The sequence below is a fragment of the Variovorax sp. FW301-JW7 genome (assembly GCF_058788795.1).
Genome location: NZ_JBYTBC010000002.1, coordinates 527,700 through 549,270, shown reverse-complemented (window position 1 = coordinate 549,270; position 21,571 = coordinate 527,700). Strand labels below are relative to the sequence as shown.

General features: G+C 68.7%; 18 protein-coding genes. 4 read left to right on the top strand and 14 right to left on the bottom strand.

Annotation, left to right across the window (positions count from 1 at the left end; all coding sequences use genetic code 11):
- Positions 1-18 precede the first annotated feature (18 nt).
- Together AC3WQM_RS07555 and AC3WQM_RS07550 are read right to left on the bottom strand one after the other, a co-directional pair.
- A complete protein-coding gene (locus AC3WQM_RS07555; protein ID WP_492677652.1) occupies positions 19-828 on the bottom strand; it encodes a helix-turn-helix domain-containing protein in 810 nt (269 codons plus the stop codon).
- A 102-nt stretch (positions 829-930) separates the two neighbouring features.
- Positions 931-1,884, bottom strand: a complete 954-nt coding sequence (locus AC3WQM_RS07550; RefSeq protein ID WP_492677942.1) for a LysR substrate-binding domain-containing protein — start codon at positions 1,882-1,884, stop codon at positions 931-933.
- Positions 1,885-1,990: 106 nt separating this feature from the next.
- Here AC3WQM_RS07550 and AC3WQM_RS07545 point away from each other — a divergent pair, with 106 nt between their 5' ends.
- Positions 1,991-3,304, top strand: a complete 1,314-nt coding sequence (locus AC3WQM_RS07545) for an MFS transporter (protein ID WP_492677650.1) — start codon at positions 1,991-1,993, stop codon at positions 3,302-3,304.
- Here AC3WQM_RS07545 and AC3WQM_RS07540 read toward each other — a convergent pair.
- Positions 3,265-4,332 carry an adenosine deaminase gene (locus AC3WQM_RS07540; RefSeq protein ID WP_062477527.1) on the bottom strand — a complete coding sequence of 356 codons (1,068 nt, stop codon included), beginning with the start codon at positions 4,330-4,332 and terminating at the stop codon, positions 3,265-3,267. The genes AC3WQM_RS07545 and AC3WQM_RS07540 overlap by 40 nt on opposite strands.
- Before the next feature lie 235 nt (positions 4,333-4,567).
- Between AC3WQM_RS07540 and fabA the strand changes: the two genes are divergently transcribed.
- From fabA to AC3WQM_RS07525, 3 genes are all read left to right on the top strand, one after another.
- A complete protein-coding gene (gene fabA / locus AC3WQM_RS07535) occupies positions 4,568-5,083 on the top strand; it encodes a 3-hydroxyacyl-[acyl-carrier-protein] dehydratase FabA (protein WP_095744206.1) in 516 nt (171 codons plus the stop codon).
- 10 nt (positions 5,084-5,093) lie between these two features.
- Positions 5,094-6,314: a beta-ketoacyl-ACP synthase I gene (fabB, locus tag AC3WQM_RS07530; RefSeq protein WP_492677648.1), complete on the top strand. Its 1,221-nt coding sequence runs from the start codon at positions 5,094-5,096 to the stop codon at positions 6,312-6,314.
- Positions 6,315-6,404: 90 nt separating this feature from the next.
- Complete coding sequence (locus AC3WQM_RS07525) at positions 6,405-6,797, top strand: nuclear transport factor 2 family protein (protein WP_492677646.1); 393 nt, start codon at positions 6,405-6,407, stop codon at positions 6,795-6,797.
- A 6-nt stretch (positions 6,798-6,803) separates the two neighbouring features.
- Here the strand turns inward: AC3WQM_RS07525 and AC3WQM_RS07520 are convergent, their stop codons facing one another.
- The 11 genes from AC3WQM_RS07520 to AC3WQM_RS07470 form a co-directional block, all read right to left on the bottom strand.
- Positions 6,804-7,262, bottom strand: coding sequence for a hypothetical protein (locus tag AC3WQM_RS07520; RefSeq protein WP_492677644.1), 459 nt, complete (start codon positions 7,260-7,262; stop codon positions 6,804-6,806).
- A 3-nt stretch (positions 7,263-7,265) separates the two neighbouring features.
- On the bottom strand, positions 7,266-8,435 hold the full coding sequence (locus AC3WQM_RS07515; RefSeq protein WP_489061924.1) for a BMP family ABC transporter substrate-binding protein: 1,170 nt from the start codon (positions 8,433-8,435) through the stop codon (positions 7,266-7,268).
- Between the two features lie 52 nt (positions 8,436-8,487).
- A complete protein-coding gene (locus AC3WQM_RS07510; RefSeq protein ID WP_056574139.1) occupies positions 8,488-9,408 on the bottom strand; it encodes an ABC transporter permease in 921 nt (306 codons plus the stop codon).
- A gap of 3 nt (positions 9,409-9,411) precedes the next feature.
- A complete protein-coding gene (locus AC3WQM_RS07505; RefSeq protein ID WP_492677642.1) occupies positions 9,412-10,575 on the bottom strand; it encodes an ABC transporter permease in 1,164 nt (387 codons plus the stop codon).
- The gene (locus AC3WQM_RS07500) at positions 10,562-12,109 is read right to left on the bottom strand and encodes an ABC transporter ATP-binding protein (protein WP_492677640.1); all 1,548 of its coding nucleotides are present in this window, start codon (positions 12,107-12,109) and stop codon (positions 10,562-10,564) included. Before AC3WQM_RS07500 ends, AC3WQM_RS07505 begins: the two co-directional genes overlap by 14 nt.
- 373 nt (positions 12,110-12,482) lie before the next feature.
- The gene (locus AC3WQM_RS07495) at positions 12,483-13,880 is read right to left on the bottom strand and encodes an NCS2 family permease (protein WP_492677638.1); all 1,398 of its coding nucleotides are present in this window, start codon (positions 13,878-13,880) and stop codon (positions 12,483-12,485) included.
- 76 nt (positions 13,881-13,956) lie between these two features.
- The gene (locus tag AC3WQM_RS07490; RefSeq protein WP_492677636.1) at positions 13,957-14,952 is read right to left on the bottom strand and encodes a LysR family transcriptional regulator; all 996 of its coding nucleotides are present in this window, start codon (positions 14,950-14,952) and stop codon (positions 13,957-13,959) included.
- 94 nt (positions 14,953-15,046) lie between these two features.
- Positions 15,047-17,506: a xanthine dehydrogenase molybdopterin binding subunit gene (gene xdhB / locus AC3WQM_RS07485; RefSeq protein ID WP_489061930.1), complete on the bottom strand. Its 2,460-nt coding sequence runs from the start codon at positions 17,504-17,506 to the stop codon at positions 15,047-15,049.
- Positions 17,507-17,508: 2 nt separating this feature from the next.
- Positions 17,509-19,119, bottom strand: coding sequence for a xanthine dehydrogenase small subunit (gene xdhA / locus AC3WQM_RS07480; protein ID WP_492677634.1), 1,611 nt, complete (start codon positions 19,117-19,119; stop codon positions 17,509-17,511).
- A gap of 186 nt (positions 19,120-19,305) precedes the next feature.
- Positions 19,306-20,103: a TSUP family transporter gene (locus AC3WQM_RS07475; protein ID WP_492677632.1), complete on the bottom strand. Its 798-nt coding sequence runs from the start codon at positions 20,101-20,103 to the stop codon at positions 19,306-19,308.
- A 141-nt stretch (positions 20,104-20,244) separates the two neighbouring features.
- Positions 20,245-21,498, bottom strand: a complete 1,254-nt coding sequence (locus tag AC3WQM_RS07470; protein WP_492677630.1) for an NRAMP family divalent metal transporter — start codon at positions 21,496-21,498, stop codon at positions 20,245-20,247.
- Between the last annotated feature and the right edge of the window lie 73 nt (positions 21,499-21,571).

Sequence of the window (21,571 nt, the reverse complement as noted above, 5' to 3'; positions counted from 1 at the left end):
CTGGAGACCGCTGAAGACTCAGTGCGCCATCCCGCGACCCCACGCGTGCGAGGCCTGCTCGTCGGCCGTCACGCGCACCTGGTTCGACAGGAAGGACGGCGACAGGCCGAAGTAGCGCTGGAAGGTGCGGCTCATGTGCGCCGCGTCGGTGAAGCCGCTGACCAGCGCCACGTCGGTCAGCGGGCGGCGCGCGGTGAACTGCTGCACCGTGCGGCGCACCTTGGTCCACAGCGCATAGCGCTTGATCGACACGCCCACCTGCTGCGCGAACAAATGCGTGAGCCGGTCGGGCGAGAGAAAGGCCAGCGCCGACAACTCGCGCAGCGGGATCTGCCCCGCATGCGTGCGGATGGCCTGCAGCACGCGGTCGATGCGCGGGTCGATGGCGGCCTGCAGCTCGGGGCTCTCGGTGATCGACGTGACCAGCTTCGCGCTCAGCATCTGCAGGCGCCGGTCGGACAGCGCGCCGTGCTGCGCCGGTTCGAAGTCGTCGCGCGTGCGGCCGAAGCGGCGCGCGTCGATCGGCTGGATGCCGTGGCCGCCCATGTGCCGCGCGAGCATGCGGTAGGCGCTGGAGGCCGGGTCGAGGTTGAGCGACAGCAGCCCGCAGCCGTCGACGTCCAGGCGGCGCGGCACATGCGGCCCCACCAGCGCGGCGGTGCAGCGCACGCGCGTGCCGTCGAGCGCCTCCAGCGTGAAGGGATGGCCGCTCACCGACGCCAGCAGCGTGGCCGACGAACGCGCCGTGAGCCCCGACTGGATCGCCGGTGTGATGTAGAGAAACCTGTCGTCCCACAGATGCAGGGAGTTGTGCCGCGTAATGGTCATGCCGCCTCGCTTGGGTCTTGTCGCTTGCGCTTGTCTTGTCTCCAGCGGCGGATTCTCACGCATTGCGCCCCCGGCCCCGGCAAGGGCCTGCGATCGGCGGGGTCAGCGCGGTGGCACGGCCTGCAGCTGCGCATGCTGGCGCACCGCCTCCAGCAGCAGCGTGGCCAGCCGGCTCGCCGGCGCCTCGGCGCGGGCCTGCGCGCGGTACAGCACGAGCGAGATCTGCGGCAGCGCCGGCAGCGAGAGCACCGAGCGATCGAGCGTGCGCACATGCGAGGGCAGCCCAAACGGCGTGCGCACGGTCAGGCCCAGGCCGGCCGACGTCGCGGCCCACAGCGCCGCCAGGCTGGCGCTGCCGAAGGCGCGGCGCCACGGCAGGCCGGCGCGGTCGAGCGCGGTGATGACGATCTCGCGCAGCGGGCACGGGGCGTCCAGCATGATGAGCGGCAGCGGCTCCTTGCTCTTCACGGCGCGAACGCCCGCGCGGTGCTCGCGCTCGGTCCACCAGGGCGCATCGACGCGCTCGGGCGCCGTGGGGCCGATCCACAGCAGCGGCAGCCGCGCCACGCGCTCGGCATACGGCGACAGCGGCTGGTCGCCGGCGTCCCAGGCCAGTGCCAGGTCGAGCTGGCCCAGCTCGAGCCGCTCGCGCAGCTCGCCGCTGCGCGCCACGCAGGCCTCGATGCGCACCTTGGGGTGGGCGCGCGCGAAGCGGCCGAGCACGGCCGGCAGCAGCGTCTCTCCGAAGTCTTCCTGCAGGCCCAGCCGCACCCAGCCTTGCAGGTCGACGCCGCGCAGCGCGGCGCTGGCCTCGTCGTTGAGTTCGAGCATGCGGTGCGCATAGGCCAGCAGCGTCTCGCCCGCATCGGTGAGCGCCAGGCCGCGGCCCTCCTTGCGGAACAGCACGGTGCCGGCCTGCGACTCCAGCTTCTTGAGCTGCGCGCTCACGGCCGAAGTCGAGCGGCCCAGCTTGTCGGCCGCGCGCGCGTAGCTGCCGAGGGCCATGCCGGTGGAAAAGGTGCGCAGCACGTCGAGATCGAACATCACCTGGGTCATCGCGGGTCCTTGCATGAGGCTTCTCAATCATCCCGAATTTCAGGACGATCCGCTCATTATTTTCTGATTTTCGAAACCTTTGCAGCGGCGGACACTGCGCTGCAACATGACCCAATCGCCCTCCTCCCCCCCGCTGTCGCCGCGCCACCGCTGGAAGGTGCTCGCCGCTGGCGTGGCCGCCAACGCGGCCTTCTCGGTCGCCTTCAGCGGCATCCCCATGACCGCCGTGCTCATGCGCACCGGCTACCAGCTCGACAACGCCGCGCTCGGCCTGGTGCTCGGCCTCATGGGCCTGGGCATCGCCGTGAGCGAGCTGCCCTGGGGCCTGCTGACCGACCGCTGGGGCGACCGCCCCGTGCTGCTGGCCGGGCTGGGCAGCACGGCGATCGCGCTGGTCGCGATGGCGCTGTGGGCCGCGCCGGGCGCCGGACACTTGCCGGGCCTCGGCGTGCTCGGCGCGGGGCTGCTGCTGGTGGGCCTGCTCGGCGGCAGCGTGAACGGCGCCAGCGGGCGCGCGGTGATGACCTGGTTCGACGCCGGCGAGCGCGGCCTGGCCATGAGCATCCGCCAGACCGCCGTGCCGATGGGCGGCGGCATCGGCGCACTGGTGCTGCCCTTCGTGGCGCTGCACTTCGGCTTTGCCGCGCTGTACGGCCTGCTGGCGCTGCTGTGCGCGCTGAGCGCGGCGATGAGCTGGGCCTGGGTGCACGAGCCGCCCATCACGCCGCACCCAAAGACCACCGAGGCCGCCGCACCGAAGACCGGCCCGCTGCGCGACGTGCGCGTGTGGCGCATCGTGGCCGGCATCGGCATCCTGTGCGCGCCGCAGTTCGCGGTGCTGTCCTTCGGCACGGTGTTCCTGCACGACTTCGGCCACGTGGGCCTGGGCACGATCACCGCCGCCATGGTCTTCGTGCAGGTGGGCGCGATGGCGATGCGCGTGTGGAGCGGCCGCTGGACCGACCGCCGCCGCAACCGCCCGGCCTACCTGCGCGCCTGCAGTGCGCTCAGCGTGCTGCTGTTCGCGGGCCTGGCCGCGCTGGTGATGGCGGCGGGCACCGAGGCACCCTCCACACCGCTGCGGCTGGCGCTGATCGCGCTGCTGGCGGTGAGCGGCGTGTGCGTGTCGGCCTGGCACGGCGTGGCGTACACCGAGCTGGCCACGCTGGCCGGCGCGGCGCGCGCCGGCACCGCATTGGGCATGGCGAACACCAGCGTGTTCCTCGTGTGCTTCGTCACGCCCTTCTCGATTCCGCACCTGCTGGCGCTGCAGGGCTGGCCGGTCGTGTGGCTGGCGGCCAGCGCCTGCGCGCTGGTGGCGATGCCGCTGCTCGTGCCGCGCCGCAACGCCGGTCCCGGCGCCTGCACGGCCGAGCTGACTCAGAAGGTCGCGAAGACGGCGTTGAGCCGGTCGACGTAGGCGCGCTTGGCGGCCGCGTCGATGAAGCTGCCCTCGAAGCTGTTGGCCGCAAGCTGCCAGGCCTGCTGCACGCCCAGGCCGGTGGCGGCGAAGGTCTGCGTGAAGTTCTGGTTCATGTAGCCGCCGAAGTAGGCCGGGTCGTCCGAGTTGACGGTGGCGACCAGCCCCGCGTCGAGCAGCGCACCCAGGTTGTGCTGCGACAGGTCGGGGAACACGCACAGCTTGAGGTTCGACAGCGGGCACACGGTGAGCGGAATGCGGTCTTGCGCCAGCCGCTTCATCAGCGCCGGGTCTTTCGCGCTTTGCACGCCGTGGTCGACGCGCTCGACCTTCAGCACGTCGAGCGCGCTCCACACGTAGGCCGGCGGGCCCTCTTCGCCCGCGTGCGCGACGAGGTGAAAGCCCAGTTCGCGGCAGCGCGCGAACACGCGCGCGAACTTCTCGGGCGGGTGGCCGACTTCGCTCGAATCGAGCCCCACGCCGATGAATTTGTCGCGGTACGGCAGCGCCTGCTCCAGCGTCTCGAAGGCTTCTTCCTCGCTCAGGTGGCGCAGGAAGCACAGGATGAGCGAGGCGCTCACGCCCAGCTTCGGCAGTGCATCGACGCAGGCGCGATGCAGGCCGTTCACCACCGTTTCCATCGCCACGCCGCGCGCCGTGTGCGTCTGCGGGTCGAAGAACATCTCGGTGTGCACCACCTGGTCGGCCGCGGCGCGCTCCAGGTAGGCCCAGGCCATGTCGTAGAAGTCCTGCTCTTTCAGCAGCACGCTCGCGCCGGCGTAGTAGATGTCGAGAAAGGTCTGCAGGTTGGTGAAGGCGTAGGCCTTGCGCAGTTCTTCGACGCTGGCATACGGAATCGAGACACCGTTTCGCTGCGCGAGCGCAAAGATCAGCTCGGGCTCGAGCGAGCCTTCGATGTGCATGTGCAGCTCGGCCTTGGGCATGGCGCGCAGCAGCTCGGGCAGGCGTTCGGCGGGAATGCGTTGCGCGAAGCTCGGGTCGAACAGGGGGCGGCTGGAATCGGTCATGGGGCGTGGAAAATCGACGTTGTGATCGCGCACAGCATAAGGGCAGACACCCTGCGCGGCATCCCCGAAAACGTATACGCTGCCAGCCCCTTTTCCCCCAAACTGATCTGGGTCAAATCGGGCCGCGGCGGATGCGCTAGGCTTGGACCCCGGCAGGCCCGGCATCGGGTGTGTTCTCCCTCCAATCCGCGCGCAGCGTGCATTCATGCCCTGGCGCCGTCCTTGATCGACTCGCATGACCCTACAAAACGCCTTCACCCGCGAAGACCTGCTGCGCTGCAGCCGCGGCGAACTGTTCGGCCCCGGCAACGCACAGCTGCCCGCCCCGAACATGCTGATGGTGGACCGCATCACCCACATCAGCGCCGAGGGCGGTACCTACGGCAAGGGCGAACTCACGGCCGAGCTCGACATCACGCCCGACCTGTGGTTTTTCGCCTGCCACTTCGAAGGCGACCCGGTCATGCCGGGCTGCCTGGGCCTGGACGCCATGTGGCAGCTGGTGGGCTTCTTCCTCGGCTGGCAGGGCCTGCCGGGCCGCGGCCGGGCCCTGGGCTCGGGTGAAGTGAAGTTCACGGGCCAGGTCCTGCCGACCGCCAAGCTCGTCACCTACAACATCCAGATCAAGCGCGTGCTCAAGGGCAAGCTGAACCTGGCCATCGCCGACGGCTCGGTGAGCGTCGACGGCCGCCAGATCTACACCGCCGAGGGCCTGCGGGTCGGCGTGTTCACTTCCACCGACAACTTCTGAGGGTTTCGCCATGCGACGCGTCGTCATCACCGGTCTGGGCATCGTTTCGTGCCTGGGCAACGACAAGGAGACCGTCTCCGCCAACCTGCGCGCCAGCCGCCCCGGCATCCGGTTCCAGCCGGCCTACGCCGAAATGGGCCTGCGCAGCCAGGTGGCCGGCTCCATCGACCTTCCCCTCGAAGACCTCATCGACCGCAAGCTCTATCGCTTTGTCGGCCACGCGGCGGCCTACGCCTACCTGGCCATGAAGGACGCCATCGCCGATGCCGGCCTGACCGAGGAGCAGGTGTCCAACCCGCGCACCGGCCTCATCGCCGGCTCGGGTGGCGCCTCCACGCTGAACCAGATGGAAGCGCTCGACCTGCTGCGTGAAAAGGGCGTCAAGCGCGTCGGTCCCTACCGCGTGACGCGCACCATGAGCAGCACCGTGTCCGCCTGCCTGGCCACGCCCTTCAAGATCAAGGGCCTGAACTACTCCATCGCCTCGGCCTGCGCCACCAGCGCGCACTGCATCGGCAACGCCATGGAGCAGATCCAGATGGGCAAGCAGGACATCGTGTTCGCCGGCGGCGGTGAAGAAGAGCACTGGACCCAGTCTTTCCTGTTCGACGCCATGGGCGCGCTGTCCACCAAGTACAACGAGACCCCCGAAAAGGCCTCGCGTGCCTACGACGCCGAGCGCGACGGTTTCGTCATCGCCGGCGGTGGCGGCATGGTCGTGGTCGAGTCGCTCGACCACGCACTGGCACGCGGCGCAAAAATCTACGCCGAAATCGTCGGCTACGGCGCCACCTCCGACGGCTACGACATGGTCGCGCCCAGCGGTGAAGGCGCCGTGCGCTGCATGCAGATGGCCATGTCCACCGTCGACACGCCCATCGACTACCTGAACACCCACGGCACCTCGACGCCCGTCGGCGACGTCATGGAAATGAAGGGCGTGCGCGAAGTCTTCGGCGACAAGGCGCCGGCCATCAGCTCCACCAAGAGCCTGTCGGGCCACTCGCTGGGCGCCGCCGGCGTGCACGAGGCGATCTACTGCCTGCTGATGATGGAAGGCAGCTTCATGGCCGGCTCGGCCAACATCGAGGCGCTCGACCCCGAAGTAGCCGACATGCCCATCCTCACCGCCACGCGCGAGAACGCCACGGTCGACACCGTGATGAGCAACAGCTTCGGCTTCGGCGGCACCAACGCCACGCTGGTGCTCAAGCGCTGGCAGGGCGCGTAAGAACGCCTGCCGGCCCCGTCGCGCCCGCGACGACGGGCCTGCGGGCGCTTCGCTAGACTGGGTTTCCCCATCCACCGCGCGAGGAGACCCATGGCGATCGACACCCTTTCCACCTGGCACCGGCTCGTCAAGACACGCGACGTGGCGGGCCTCGATGCCCTGCTGGCCGACGACGCCGTCTTCCTCTCGCCCGTGGTGCACCGGCCGCAGGTCGGCAAGGCGATCACGAAGCAGTACCTCGCCGCGGCCTTCCAGGTCTTCTTCAACGAGAGCTTCCGCTACGTGCGTGAGCTCCAGGGCCCGAACGACGCGGTGCTCGAGTTCGAACTCGAGCTGGACGGCATCGCCATCAACGGCGTGGACATGATGAAGTGGAACGCGGAAGGACAGATCACCGAGTTCAAGGTGATGCTGCGGCCGTTGAAGGCGGTGAACCTGATCCACCAGAAGATGGCGGCGCAGCTGCAGGCGGCGACGCAGTAAGCGGACTCAGGGGCAGGCCAGTTCCGTCCTGGCCACGGCGCACAGCCGAGCCTTCTCGGCCGCGGGCAACGTGAGCCCCGGCATCAGCCCGTCCAGCCGCAGCACCGCCGGGTAGAGGCGCGTGTCCTGCGGGTTCTTGCGGTAGGCACGCAGCACCAGTTGCTGGCTTTCCTTGCCGCAATGCCGGCGCTGCTGGCGCGCCACTTCCTTGTCGTGTGCCGAACCGTCGCCGTTGAATTCGCCGGCGAAGTGAAAGCACATTTCCGCGTCGTCCACGGCCTTGCGCAGGCGCTGCTCTTCTTTCGAGAACGTCGGCGGTGCGGCGAACGACATCGACACGGCCAGCAGTGCCGCACCTGCCGCCATGACCCGCTGCAGCTTCATGGTGTGAATCCCTTTCCTGAATGAAAAAAGGGCCGTCCGCAGACGACCCTTCTTGTGGCAATCGCCGAAGCGATCGATCAATGATTACTTCTTGTCGCCGCCAGGCACCTTGCCTTCGACGCCCTTGACGTAGAAGTTCACGCCCGACAGGAACTTGTCGTCGGCGACTGCGTCCTTGGCGATCAGTTCCTTGCCGTCCTGGCCGACGATCGGGCCCTTCCAGATCGAGAAGCTGCCGTCCTTCAGGCCCTTCTTCACTTCCTCGACCTTGGCCTTGGCTTCGGCCGGCACATCTTCGGCGATCGAGACGATGTCGATCGCGCCTTCCTTCACGCCCCACCAGGTCTGGCCGGTGGTCCACTTGCCGTCCAGCGCATCCTGCGTGGTCTTGATGTAGTACGGCGCCCAGTTGATGATGGCCGAGCCCAGGTGGGCCTTCGGGCCGTAGGCGGTCATGTCGGAGTCCCAGCCGAAGGCGCGCTTGCCCTTTTCTTGCGCGGTCTTGAGCACGGCCGGCGAGTCGGTGTTCTGGAACAGCACGTCGGCGCCGCCGTTGATCAGCGCGGTGGCGGCTTCGGTTTCCTTGGGCGGGCTGAACCACTCGTTCACCCACACGACCTTGGTGGTGATCTTCGGGTTGACCGACTGCGCGCCCAGCGTGAAGCTGTTGATGTTGCGCAGCACTTCAGGGATCGGCACCGAGCCGACCACGCCCAGCGTGTTGCTCTTGGTCATGGAGCCGGCGATCACGCCGGCCATGTACGCGCCTTCGTAGGTGCGGCTGTCGTAGGTGCGCATGTTCTCGGCGGTCTTGTAGCCGGTGGCATGCTCGAACTTCACGTCCTTGCTGTCGTTGGCGACCTTGAGCATGGGCTCCATGTAGCCGAAGGTGGTGCCGAAGATCAGCTTGTTGCCCTGGCCCACGAAGTCGCGGAACACGCGCTCGGCGTCGGCCGACTCGGGCACGCTTTCGACAAAAGTGGTCTTGATCTTGTCGCCGAATTCCTTCTCGAGCGCCTTGCGGGCGTTGTCGTGCGCGAAGGACCAGCCGCCGTCGCCCACGGGACCGACATAGGCGAATGCGATGTTCAGCGGGGCTGCTGGCGCGGGGGCCGGCGCGGCGGCGGGCGCCGGGGCCGGCGGTGCAGCGGGGGCGGCCGCCTCTTCCTTCTTGCCGCAGCCGATGAGGGCCGCCGAAGCCACTGCGGTGAGTGCCGCGAGCTTGAGCAGGGAACGCTTGTTCAGATCATTCATTGTCGAAATCCTCAGAAGAAAAGGACGGGTTGGCAAAAAAACGAGAACGCGATTATGAGCCGGGGTAGAACGGTTTCCCCATCGAGGCCGGCATGTTGATGCGGATGAAGGCGGGGTTGCGCGAGATCAGCGCCAGCACCACGATCGGCGCGATGTACTGGGCCATGCTGAGGAACTGCGAGGGCACGTCGACGCCGCTGCTTTGCAGGTGGAAACCCAGCATCGAGACGCCGCCGAACAGGTAGGCGCCGAGCAGCACGCGGATCGGGCGCCAGGTGGCGAAGGTGGTCAGCGCCAGCGCGATCCAGCCGCGGCCGGCGACCATGCCCTCGACCCACAGCGGCGTGTACACGGTCGACAGGTACGCACCCGCCAGGCCGCACAGCGCGCCGCCCGCGATCACCGCCAGGAAGCGGATGCGCCGCACCGGGTAGCCCAGCGCATGCGCCGACTCGGGCGACTCGCCCACCGAGCGCAGCACGAGGCCGGCGCGGGTGCGGTACAGGAACCAGATGAGCCCGATGGTCAGCAGCACGGCCACGTACACCATCGGGTGGTGCCGGAACAGCGCCGGGCCGGCCAGCGGAATGTCGGCCAGCACGGGAATGGCGAAGGGCGTGCTCTCGGGCAGCTTGGCCTGCACGAAGCTGATGCCCGCGAAGGCCGAGAAGCCCACGCCGAACAGGCTCAGCGCCAGCCCCGTGGCGTACTGGTTGGTGTTGAGCCAGATCACGAGCACGCCGAAGAAGGCGGCGAGCAGCGCACCGGCCGCCATGCCGGCCAGGAAGCCGAGCCAGGGGTTGTGCGTGATGACCACCGTCGCGAAGCCGGCGATGGCGGCGCACAGCATCATGCCCTCGGCGCCGAGGTTGACGATGCCGGCCTTCTCGTTGATCAACAGGCCCAGCGCCGCGATGGCGAGCACGGTGCCCGCGCTCAGGGTGGAGCCCAGCAGGAGTGCGTAGCTTTCCATGGTTCAGAGACCCCCTTCGGTGGCACGCGCGGTCGGCGCAACGGGCGCGGTCGGCGCGGTGATCGGCGTGCTGACCTGCAGCGAGCTTGTGGTCAGCGTCGCCGCCTTGGCGCCGGCCTTGCGGCGGATGCGGTAGGCGATGAGCGTGTCGCAGGCCAGCAGCGTGAACAGCAGCAGGCCCTGGAACACGCCGGTGAGCGACTTGGGCAGGCCCAGGCGCGACTGCGCGAGCTCGCCGCCGATGTAGAACATGCTCATCAGGATGGCCGAGAAGATCATGCCCACCGGATGCAGCCGCCCGACGAAGGCCACGATGATGGCCGCGAAGCCGTAGCCTGCAGGCACGTACGGCGTGAGCTGGCCGATGGGGCCCGCCACTTCGAGCGCGCCCGCCAGGCCGGCCGCGCCGCCCGAGGTGAGCAGCGCAATCCACACCGCGCGGCGTGCCGAAAAGCCCGCATAGCGCGCCGCCGCGGGCGCCAGCCCGCCGACCTGCTGCGCGAAGCCTGCGCGCGTGCGGAACAGGAACACCCACAGCGCGCCTGCGCCGATGAGCGCAATGATCAGCCCGATCGACACGCGCGAGCCCTTCATGAGCCGCGGGATCTGCGTCACCGCCTCGAAGGTCTTGGTCTGCGGAAAGTTGTAGCCCTGCGGGTCTTTCCAGGGGCCGAAGACCAGGTAGCTCAGCATCAGCGTGGCCACGTAGACCAGCATCAGGCTCACGAGGATTTCGTTGGCGTTGAACTTGTCGCGAAGGAACGCGACGATGCCCGCCCACACCATGCCGCCCAGAATGCCCGCCAGCAGGATGGCCACGACGATCCAGCTGCCGGTGCTCTTGTCGGCCAGGAGCGCCACGCCGCCCGCCGCGATGGCGCCGCAGACGAACTGCCCTTCGGCGCCGATGTTCCAGACGTTGGAGCGAAAGCACACGGCCAGGCCGAGCGCAATGATGAGCAGCGGCGTGGCCTTCACCATCAGCTCGCCGATGGCGTAGCCGCTCTTGATCGGCTCGTAGAAGAACACCTGCAAGCCCTTGACCGGGTCCTTGCCCAGCGCGGCGAACAGCGCCACGCCGATGAGCACGGTGATCAAGAGCGCCAGGATCGGCGAGCCATAGCTCCAGAAGCGCGACAGCTCCGGGCGGGGTTCAAGCTTGAGCATGCACGCCCTCCTTGTTGTTGTTCTGGTGGGGCTGTGCCTGCGGCCACAGGCCGCTCATCCATTCGCCGATCTGCGGCAGCGTGGCCGCCGCGCGGTCGATCGAGGGCGACAGCCGCCCCTTGGCGATCACGTGCAGCCGGTCGCAGATGTTGAACAGCTCGTCCAGTTCCTCGCTGATCACGAGCACGGCGCAACCGGCGTCGCGCAGCGCGAGGATCTCGGCGTGGATGAGCGCGGCCGCGCCCACGTCCACGCCCCAGGTCGGCTGCGAGACGATGAAGAGCTTCGGGTTGGCGTCGATCTCGCGACCGACGATGAATTTCTGCAGGTTGCCGCCCGACAGCGAGCGCGCCGCCGCGCCCGGGCCGCCGGCCTTCACCTTGAAGCGATCGATGATGGAACGCGCCTGCTTGTCGAGTTCGGCGGTGCGGATCCAGCCGCCCTTGCCCACCGCGTTGCTGCGCGTGAGCAGCAGGTTGTGCGCCAGGCCCAGCGTGGGCACGGCACCGCGCCCCAGCCGTTCCTCGGGCACGAAATGCAGGCCCAGCGCACGCCGCGCACGCGGGCGCAGCCGGCCGGCCGGCTGGTCGAACACGCGCACCATGGCGGGCTCGGCGCGCACGTCCTCGCCCGAGAGCGTGTACAGCAGTTCCTTCTGGCCGTTGCCCGAGACGCCGGCGATGCCGACGACCTCGCCCGCGCGCACGTCGAACGAGATGCCGTCCAGGTCGACGCCGAACTGGTCTTCGCGCGCCAGCTTCAGGCCCTGCACGCGCAGCGCCACCGCGCCGGCATGCAGCGGTCGGTGCTGCAGCGGCGGCGGCTCGCTGCCGATCATCAGGCGCGAGAGCGATTCGGTGCTCTCGTTGCGCGGGTTGCACACGCCCGTGACCTTGCCGCCGCGCAGCACGGTGCAGGCCGTGCACAGCTCCTGGATCTCGTGCAGCTTGTGGCTGATGTACAGGATGCTGCAGCCTTCCGAGGCCAGCTTGTTCAGCACGCCGAACAGGCGGATCACGGCCTGCGGCGTGAGCACCGAGGTCGGCTCGTCCAGGATCAGCAGCTTGGGGTTGGTGAGCAGCGCGCGGATGATCTCCACCCGCTGCATCTCGCCCACCGACAGCGTGTGCACGGGGCGCGCGGGGTCGATGTCCAGCCCGTATTCGCTCGCCTTGGCCGTGATGCTGCGGGCCACCTCGGCCAGCGCGAGCGACTTGTCCAGGCCCAGCCAGACGTTCTCGGCCACGGTGAGCGTGTCGAACAGGCTGAAGTGCTGGAACACCATGCTGATGCCCAGCGCGCGCGCCTGCTGCGGGTTGCGCAGGTTCACCGCCTGGCCGTCGAAGGTGACGGTGCCTTCGTCGGGCTTGACCGAGCCGTAGATGATCTTCATCAGGGTCGATTTGCCCGCGCCGTTCTCTCCGAGCACGGCATGGATTTCGCCGGGCTGCACGGCCAGGGAGATGTCGCTGTTGGCCACCACCGCGGGGTACCGCTTGGTGATGTGCGCCAGCTGGAGTCTGGGGGTTGTCATGCCGGGTTTCGTGGGTTTGTCTCGTTCAACATCAACAAGCGGGGACAGCTATAAGTTTAGGGCCTGTAAACACTGTGTTTTGGTGCCGCGAAGGCCTGCCAGGGCGGGCCAATCAAGGCGCGCGACGCCGCGTGTGCATGCGCACACGCAAGGAGCGCAACGCCGAGTGGCCCGCCCTGGCAGGCCTTCCCTCCGGGTTGGCCGGCAAAGGGGCTGCCTGCGGCGTTGCCCGCGCTTGCAAGGCAGAAGCCTTGCTGCGCGCGGGCGCCTTGCATCCAGCCCCTTTGCCGGCCAACGCGGCACCAAAACACAGTGTTTACAGGCCCGGGCGTCCCCGCGACCATCGGCGCCCGACGGCGCTCTACTCAGCCTCTCAATGTCCGCCGATGTAGGCGAACTTGAACAGGAAGATCGCCGCGATCACCCAGACCATCGCATGCACTTCCCGTGCCCGGCCGGTGCACAGCTTGAGCACGGCGTAGGTGATGAAGCCGAAGGCCAGGCCGTTGGCGATCGAGTAGGTGAAGGGCATGGCCAGCGCCGTGACGGCCGCCGGGATCACCTCGGTCGTGTCTTCCCAGTCGAGCTCGACCAGGTCGCGCAGCATCAGGCAGCCCACGAAGAGCAGCGCCGGTGCGGTGGCGTAGGCCGGCACCGAGCCCGCCAGCGGCGAGATCATCAGGCAGGCCAGGAACAGCAGCGCCACGACCACGGCCGTGAGGCCGGTGCGGCCGCCGGCTTGCACGCCGGCCGCGCTTTCCACATACGCCGTGGTGCTCGAGGTGCCCAGCAGCGAGCCCGCGAAGATCGCGCCGCTGTCGGCCAGCAGCGCCTTGTTCATGCGCTCCATCTTGCCCGGCACCAGCAGGCCCGCGCGCTTGGCCACGCCCATCAGCGTGCCGGTGGCGTCGAACATCTCGACCAGGAAGAACACCAGCACCACGTTCAGGATGCCGCCCTTGAGCGCGCCGAGGATGTCCAGCTGCATGAAGGTCGGTGCGATGGACGGCGGTGCGTCGAACACGCCGTGGAACTTGTTGCCGCCGAAGAAGAACGACAGCACCGTCACCAGCATGATCCCGATCAGGATCGCCCCGCGCACCTTCAATCGGTCGAGCGCCACGATGACGAGAAAGCCCAGCGTGGCCAGCACCACCGGTGCCGAGTGCAGGTCGCCCAGCGTGACGAAGGTGGCCGGCGAGGCGGCGACGATGCCCGCGCTCTTGAGCGCGATGAGCGCCAGGAACATGCCGATGCCCACGGTGATCGCCGTTCGCAAGGACTGCGGTATGCCCGCGATGAACAGCTCCCGCAACCCGGTGACCGTCACGATCAGGAACAGGCACCCGGAGATGAACACCGCGCCCAGCGCGACCTGCCACGTGTAGCCCATGCCGAGCACGACCACGTAGGCGAAGTAGGCGTTCAGGCCCATGCCCGGCGCCATGGCGATCGGGTAGTTGGCGTACAGGCCCATGATCAGCGTGCCGATGGCTGCGATCAGGCAGGTGGCGACGAAGACAGCACCCTTGGGCATGCCCGCGTCCCCGAGGATCGACGGGTTCACGAAGATGATGTAGGCCATCGTCAGGAAGGTGGTCAGCCCTGCGATGACTTCGGTGCGCACGGTGGTGTTGTGCTCGGTCAGCTTGAAAAAGCGTTCCAGCAGACCGACGTTGGCCGGTGCGGTGGCCGCACGCAACGGCGCCGCCTCGGTGGCCCCGGCGGCCCGGGGAGTGGTGGCCTTGGGCACCTCTTCATACCTGTTCATTTCGCTTGTCTCCAGCTGTTGTATGTGGCGGTTCGTTCATCGTTGCCTCGGTCGCGACGCCGGCGCGACGGAGGGCTCAGGGAGGATCGGAAAGCGGCTCAGCCGGCAGGGCTCGGGCAGTGGCGACAGGTGCGGCGTCGAAGCCGGGCCGCAGCGACGCCGCCACGCCCTTGATGCATTCGCGCAGCCAGCGCGCGGAGCTCGACGAATGCGTGCGTTCGTGCCAGAGCTGGTAGTACATGAGGCGCGGCAAGGCAGCCGGGCACTCGAGGATCTTCACGGGCAGCCGTGCGGCGAAGCGCTCGCAGTACTGGCGCCCGGTGGTCAGCACCAGCAGGCTCGAGGCCACCATGTCCGGGATGAGGCTGAAGTGCGCGCAGCGCGCCGTGATGTTGCGCTGCCGCCCCAGCTCGTCGAGCATCTGGTCGATGATGCCGCGCCCGCCCGGGTGCATGGGCGTGGGCGCGATGTGCTCGGCCGCCAGCCAGGTTTCCAGGTCCCACCCGCGCCGCACGGCCGGATGGTCCTGGTTGACCAGCGACACCACCTCGTCGCCGAAGAGACGCGCCATGTGCAGGTCTTCCGGCGGCTTGAGCCAGTTGCCGATCACCAGGTCGACCTGCCCGAGCGCCAGGTGCCCGTGGTAGTCCGAGTCGGGCGAGAGCGCATGGATCTCGATCTGGCACAGCGGCGCCTCGCGCTTGACCTGCGCCACCAGCAGCGGTAGGAACAGCGGGTCCATGTAGTCGCTGGCCGCGATGCGGAAGGTGGTGGCCGCCGACTGCGGCTCGAAACCGCGCGCATCCGAGAACAGCATCTCGGCCGCCCGAAGAATGCTGGCCGCGGGCTCGATCATCCGCAGCCCCGCGTCGGTGGGCACCATGCCCGAGCCCGAGCGCACCAGGAGCGGGTCGCCCGACAGCTCGCGCAGGCGCTTCAGCGCGGCCGAGACGGCCGGCTGGTACATGCCCAGGCGGATGGCGGCGCGCGAGACGCTGCGGTCGGTCAACACGGTGTGAAGCACCCGAATCAGATGAAGGTCGATCTTGTCGAAAAGCGCCTGGTCTCTCATGGCTGTTCACACCTTTCTTGTCTGTGCGAACAGTTATACAGCGCAACATTTGGAGAACGGAAGGACGCTCGGACCGTGCGAGCACGGCCGGTGCTCATTCGCCAGAGGCTGCCTGCACCGCGGTCAGGGCGCGGAGGATGGATTCGCTCGTGGCCGGCGCCTTCAGCGGCGGATCGACCCGGTGCCCGCCCGCGGCCGACACGGCATCGCGGATCGCGAAGAACACCGAGAACGGCAGCAACAGCGGCGGTTCGCCCACGGCCTTGCTGCGGTGAATGGAGTCTTCGAAGTTCTGGCCCTCGAACAGGCGCACGTTGAACACCGGCGGGCAGTCGTTGGCCGTCGGGATCTTGTAGGTGCTCGGCGCGTGCGTGGTGAGCTTGCCGCTCGCCGGGTGCCACACCAGTTCTTCGGTCGTGAGCCAGCCCATGCCCTGGATGAAGGCGCCCTCGACCTGGCCGATGTCCACGGCCGGGTTCAGCGACTTGCCCGCGTCGTGCAGGATGTCGGCGCGCAGCAGCTTCCATTCGCCGGTAAGGGTGTCGACCACCACTTCGCTCACCGCCGCGCCGTAGGCGTAGTAGTAGAACGGGCGGCCCTGCATCTTGTCCTTGTCCCAGCTCAGGCCGGGCGTGGCATAGAAGCCGTCGGACCACAGCTGCTTGCGGTCGAGGTACGCCTCGCCCACCACGGTGCTGAAGGCCAGCGTGCGGCCGTTCACCTCGACCTGGTCGTTGGCAAAGCGCACGTCGGCGGCGTTGCCGCCATGGCGCTCGGCGGCGCAGGCGGCCAGGCGTTCGCGGATCTGGCGGGCGGCGTCCTGCGCGGCCTTGCCGTTCAGGTCGGCGCCGGTCGAGGCGGCCGTGGCCGAGGTGTTCGCCACCTTGGTCGTGTCGGTCGCGGTGACGCGCACGCGCTCGAAGCTCACGCCCAGCTCGTGCGCCACCACCTGCGCCACCTTGGTGTTCAGGCCCTGGCCCATCTCGGTGCCGCCGTGGTTCACGAGGATCGAGCCGTCGGTGTACACGTGCACCAGCGCGCCGGCCTGGTTGAAGTGCTTCACGTTGAACGAGATGCCGAACTTCAGCGGTGCCAGCGCCAGGCCGCGCTTGAGCACCGGGCTCTTGGCGTTGAAGGCGGCGATCTCTTCGCGGCGCAGGCGGTAGTCGCTGGTTTCTTCCAGCTCGGCCACGAGTTCGTGGACGATGTTGTCGGTCACGGTCTGGCGGTAGGGCGTGACGTTGTTCTCGCCCTTGCCGTAGAAGTTGACGCGCCGCACGTCGAGCGGGTCGCGCTTCAGCTCGCGGGCCACCGAGTCCATGATGTTCTCGATGGCGATGGCGCCCTGCGGGCCGCCGAAGCCGCGAAACGCGGTGTTGCTCTGCGTGTTGGTCTTGCCCGAGAAGCCGTGCATGCTCACGTTGGGCAGCCAGTAGGCGTTGTCGAAGTGGCACAGCGCGCGCGTCATCACCGGGCCCGACAGGTCGGCCGAGTGGCCGGCGCGCGAGACCATGGTGATCTCGGCGCCGAGGATGCGGCCCTCGTCGTCGTAGCCCACGTCGTACTCGTACCAGAAGCAGTGGCGACGGCCGGTGATCATGAAGTCGTCGTCGCGGTCCAGGCGCAGCTTCACGGGGCGCTGCAGCTGGCGCGCCGCAATGGCTGCCACGCAAGCAAAGATCGCCGACTGCGATTCCTTGCCGCCGAAACCGCCGCCCATGCGCCGGCATTCCACGTGCACTTCGTTCGAGGACAGGTGCAGCGCATGCGCCACCAGGTGCTGCATCTCGCTCGGGTGCTGCGTCGAGCAGTGGATGTGCAGCGTGCCGCCCTCTTTCGGAATGGCGTAGCTGATCTGGCCTTCGAGGTAGAACTGTTCCTGCCCGCCCACGTCGAGCGTGGCGGTGTGGCGGTGCGGTGCCTTCGCGATGGCGGCGCGCACGGCGGCCTCGTCGCCTTCGTTGGCGGCCCCGCCGCTGCGCACGATGTGCATCGGCGGCACCACGTACTGGCCGCGCGCATGCGCGTCCTGCGGCGTGATGACGGGCGGCTGCGCCTCGAGGGTGATCGCGTCCTTGGCCTTCGCGGCGGCGCGGCGCGCGGCATCGCGGGTTTCGGCGATCACGGCGAACACGGGCTGGCCGAGGTAGCGGATCTGGCCGCCGTCGTTCACGGGCAGCAGGATCGGATCGTCGTGAATGATCGAACCGCAGTCGTTGGTGCCGGGGATGTCGTCGGCGGTGAGCACCGCGACCACGCCGGGCATGGCGCGGATGGCGTCGAGCGACAGCGCCGTCACGCGGCCGTTGGCCACCGGCGACAGGCCCAGCGCGCAGTGCAGCGTGCCGGCGAGCTCGGGAATGTCGTCGATGTAGGTGGCTTCGCCGGCAACGTGCAGGTGCGCCGACTCGTGCGGGCGGCTGATGCCCACGCGCATGCCGCGGTCGTGGGCCAGCGCTTCGGCGCCCACGTCGATGCGGGCGGCGGTGTTCTTCAGGTAGTCGGCAAAGGCCTCGGCGGGCTGCAGCAGGCGGGCGTCGATGGGTTTGTTCATGGTCAGAGTCCTTCCGCCGCCACCTTGGCAACGACATGGGGCATCACGCTCCAGACGCTGGTTTCCTCGAGGGACAGCGCGTCCTGCGTGCGGGTTTCGAGCCACAGGCGCTGGATCAGGTTCTGCGCCACCTGCAGGCGGTAGTCGGCCGAGGCCCGCATGTCCGAGAGCGGCTTGAAGTCTTGTGCCAGCGCCAGCTTGGCGGTGGCCACGCTGGCCTGCGTCCAGGGCTTGCCCACGAGCGCCGCTTCGGCGTTGGCGGCGCGCTTGACGGTGGCGGCCATGCCGCCGAAGGCCAGGCGCACGGCCTTCACCGTGTCGCTGCCGGCTTCCAGTTCGATGGCGAAGCCCGCGCACAGCGCCGAGATGTCGCAGTCGAATCGCTTGCTGATCTTGTAGGCGCGCACCTGGCGGCGCATGGCCGACAGCGGCACGGCCAGCCCCTGCACGAACTCGCCGGGCTGCAACTCGTTCTTCATGTAGTCGAGGTAGAACGCGGGCAGCGGCATGCGGCGAACCACATCACCGCGGCGCAGTTCGATCTCGGTGTCGAGCGACATCAGCACCGGCGGCGAGTCGCCGATGGGCGAGCCGTTGGCGACGTTGCCGCCCATGGTGCCGGCGTGGCGGATCGGCGGCGAGGCAAAGCGCAGCCACACGTCGGCCAGGCTGGGCACGCGCTCGACCAGCGCGCCGAAGGCGGCTTCGAGCGAGGCGCCGGCGCCGATGTAGAGCTCGTCGGCGCGCTCTTCGACCGTCTTCATCTCGGCCACGTCGCCGACATAGATGATGTCGCCGAGGTCGCGGAACTGCTTGTTGACCCACAGGCCGACGTCGGTCGAGCCGGCCAGCAGTTGGGCGCGCGGCTTCTGCACGCGCAGTGCGGCGAGCTGGGCCAGGGTCTTGGGGGCGTGGAAGTGGTCGATGCGGGCGCCGAGCGGGGCCGCGTAGTCCAGGCCGTCGTTCTTCAGCGCGGTGAGCGCGGCCACCACGGGGGCGGTATCGAGCCGCACGGCCGGCAGGTCGAACATGCGTTGGCCGGCGTCGAGGATGGGGCGGTAGCCGGTGCAGCGGCACAGGTTGCCCGACAGGTCGTCGGCCAGCTGCTGGCGCGTGGGCTGCGTGCCCTCGGCTTGGTGGTGTTCGTAGGTGGCCCACAGCGACATCACGAAGCCCGGCGTGCAGAAGCCGCACTGCGAGCCGTGGCAGTCGACCATGGCCTGCTGCACGGGGTGCAGCGGGTGAACGGCGTGCTTGGCGGGAGCGTCGGCCTTGGGCTTGCACTGCGATGCGCACTGGCCCTTGAGATCTTCGACCGTGAACAGCGCCTTGCCGTGCAGCGTGGGCAAAAACTGGATGCAGGCGTTGACGGTCTGCAGCTGCAGGCCATCGACCGCGCCGGGCGCGTGGGCGTCGGTGGCCAGCTCGCCGATGACGACGGTGCAGGCGCCGCAGTCGCCTTCGTTGCAGCCTTCCTTGGTGCCGGTGCAGCGCGCGTCCTCGCGCAGCCAGTCGAGCACGGAGCGGGTCGGATGGACCCCGCTGACGTCGACGATCTTTCCGCGATGGAAGAAGCGGATCGGTTGAATCGGGTTACTGCTCTCGGTGCTCATGCTTTTTCTGGCTCGTGGGCGGCCCGTCATGGGCCAGTCATGGACGTTAGCGGCTTGCGTGGGGTCTTGCATACGGGCACGCCCATAACGCGTATGTAAGGGTCGGTATGCCACGTCCGGGGAAACCCTTGGATTGACGCTGCAATTCCCGGGCCACGCCGGAAACCGGGGGTTTTCAGCCGTTTTTCAGGCGTGTGCGATCGCGGTCCAGGCGGTGGCCAGCAGCGTCACGCCGGCCACGAACAGCAGTCCGGCGACCAGCCATTGCAAGGTGCGCGGCTGCAGCTTGTTGGGCAGGCGATGGTGCAGCCGCGTCGCGGCGTAGACCACGGGCATGGCGCAACCTGCCAGCAGCGCCGAGTGCCACGAGAAGTGGCCCGTCGGCACCACGATGACGAGCCGCACGAGCGAGTTGAAGCCGAACATCAGCAGCAGCGCGCGGCGCACCAGTTCGCGGTCCAGCGGCTGGCGGTACATGTGGAAGACGATGGGCGGGCCCGAGGCCGAGAACAGCCCGCCCAGCACGCCCGAGAGCCCGCCGATGAGGGCGAAGCTGGTGCGGCCCGACACCGCCGGCAGCGGCTTGCCCTGCAGCAACAGCAGCACGGCGCAGATCAGGATCGACACGCCCAGCAGGCCCCGCAGCCACGACACGGCGCTGCCGCTGAGCCACACGAGCAGCATGAGCCCGACGATCACGCCGACGGTGCTGCCGTTGAGCGCGGGCTTCATCAGCTGCCAGGGCACGGGGCCGGGGCGCGCGCGGAAGTAGGTCCAGGCGTTGATGAGGCTGAGCACGGTCGCGGCATTGGCCGCGTCGTTCACGCTGGCGATGTCGAACACCGACACGAGGCCCAGCAGGATGAGGCTGAAGGCAAAGCCGGTGAGGTTCTGCGCGTAGGTGGCCAGCCCGACGCAGGCCATGAAGATCAGGACCGGGACGGCGCCGGAAAGCACCGCCTGCACCGCGGACGCCGTCAGCACGCGCGACGGCGCGCGAGGCGGTTAAAGAAGGCGTGGGAGGGGAAGGAAGAAACGGACATGCGGGGGGACATCAGGGCAACGGAAACGCCGCGGAGCGGCCACCCGAGAATACCGCGCCCGCCGAGCCCTTGGCGACGGCGCTCAGTGCACCATGTCCCAGCCCATCATCAGCGCGGCGAAGCCCATCAGCGCGGTGCCGCCCCAGCCGAGCCAGCGGATTCGCCGCCCGGAGGTGAACGCCCCCATCACCTTCTCGCGGGTCACCAGCACCATCATGGCCGCCATGATCGGCACCGCCACCACGCCGTTGATGACCGCGCTCCAGTACAGCGCCTTCATGGGGTCGACGGGCGTGAAGTCGAGCCCCGTGCCCACCAGCGTGGCCACGGCGATGATGGCGTAGAACTCCTTGGCCTCGCGCCAGTGCCGCTCCAGCCCCTCTTCCCAGCCGAAGGCCTCGGCCACCGCGTAGGCCGCCGACGAGGCCAGCACCGGCACGGCCAGCAGCCCGGTGGCGACGATGCCGCCGGCGAACAGCCAGAACGCGAAGTCGCCGGCCAGCGGGCGCAGGGCCTCGGCGGCCTGCGCGGCGGAGGTCACGTCGTGCACGCCGCCCGCGTACAGCACGGCGGCCCCGACCACCATCACGAAGAACGCGATGAGGTTGGAGAAGGTCATGCCCATCCAGGTGTCGATGCGCACGCGCCGCAGGTCGTGGCGCACCTGCTTGTCGGTGCCGCGCCGCCCGCCCTTCAGGCGCCGTTCCTCGACTTCCTGCGAGGCCTGCCAGAAGAACAGGTAGGGCGAGATGGTGGTGCCCAGCAGCGCCACGAGCATCATCCAGTAGTCGCCGCGCCACTGCAGTTTCGGCACGACGAGGTCGTGCAGCACCTGCGCCCACGGCACCTGCACCACGAACACGGCCGCCACGTAGGCGAACAGGGTGAGGGTCAGCCACTTGAGGATGTGGGCCAGCTTGCGGTACGGCACGAACACCTGCAGCAGCACGGTGACCACGCCGAAGATCAGCGAATGGAAGTGCGCGCCGCCGCCCACCACCAGCTGCAGGGCCTCGCCCATGGCGGCGATGTCGGCCGCGATGTTGATGGTGTTGGCCACCACCAGCAGCGCCACCAGGGTGACGAGGAAGCCGCGCGGCATGTGCTCGCGCAGGTTGGCCGCGACGCCCTTGCCGGTGACGCGGCCGATGCGGGCCGACACGAGCTGGATGGCCACCATGAACGGCAGCGACAGGAACACGGTCCACAGCAGGCCGGTGCCGAACTGGGCCCCGGCCTGGGTGTAGGTGGCGATGCCCGACGGGTCGTCGTCGGCCGCGCCGGTGACGACGCCGGGGCCGACGTGGCGCAGGAAGGAGGGGATGCGTTTCTTCATGTGGTTCTGCTGGCTTGGGGGCGCTGCGGCTCGGGGCGCATGCACAGGACACCGGGGCACGCTGCCAGTCAAC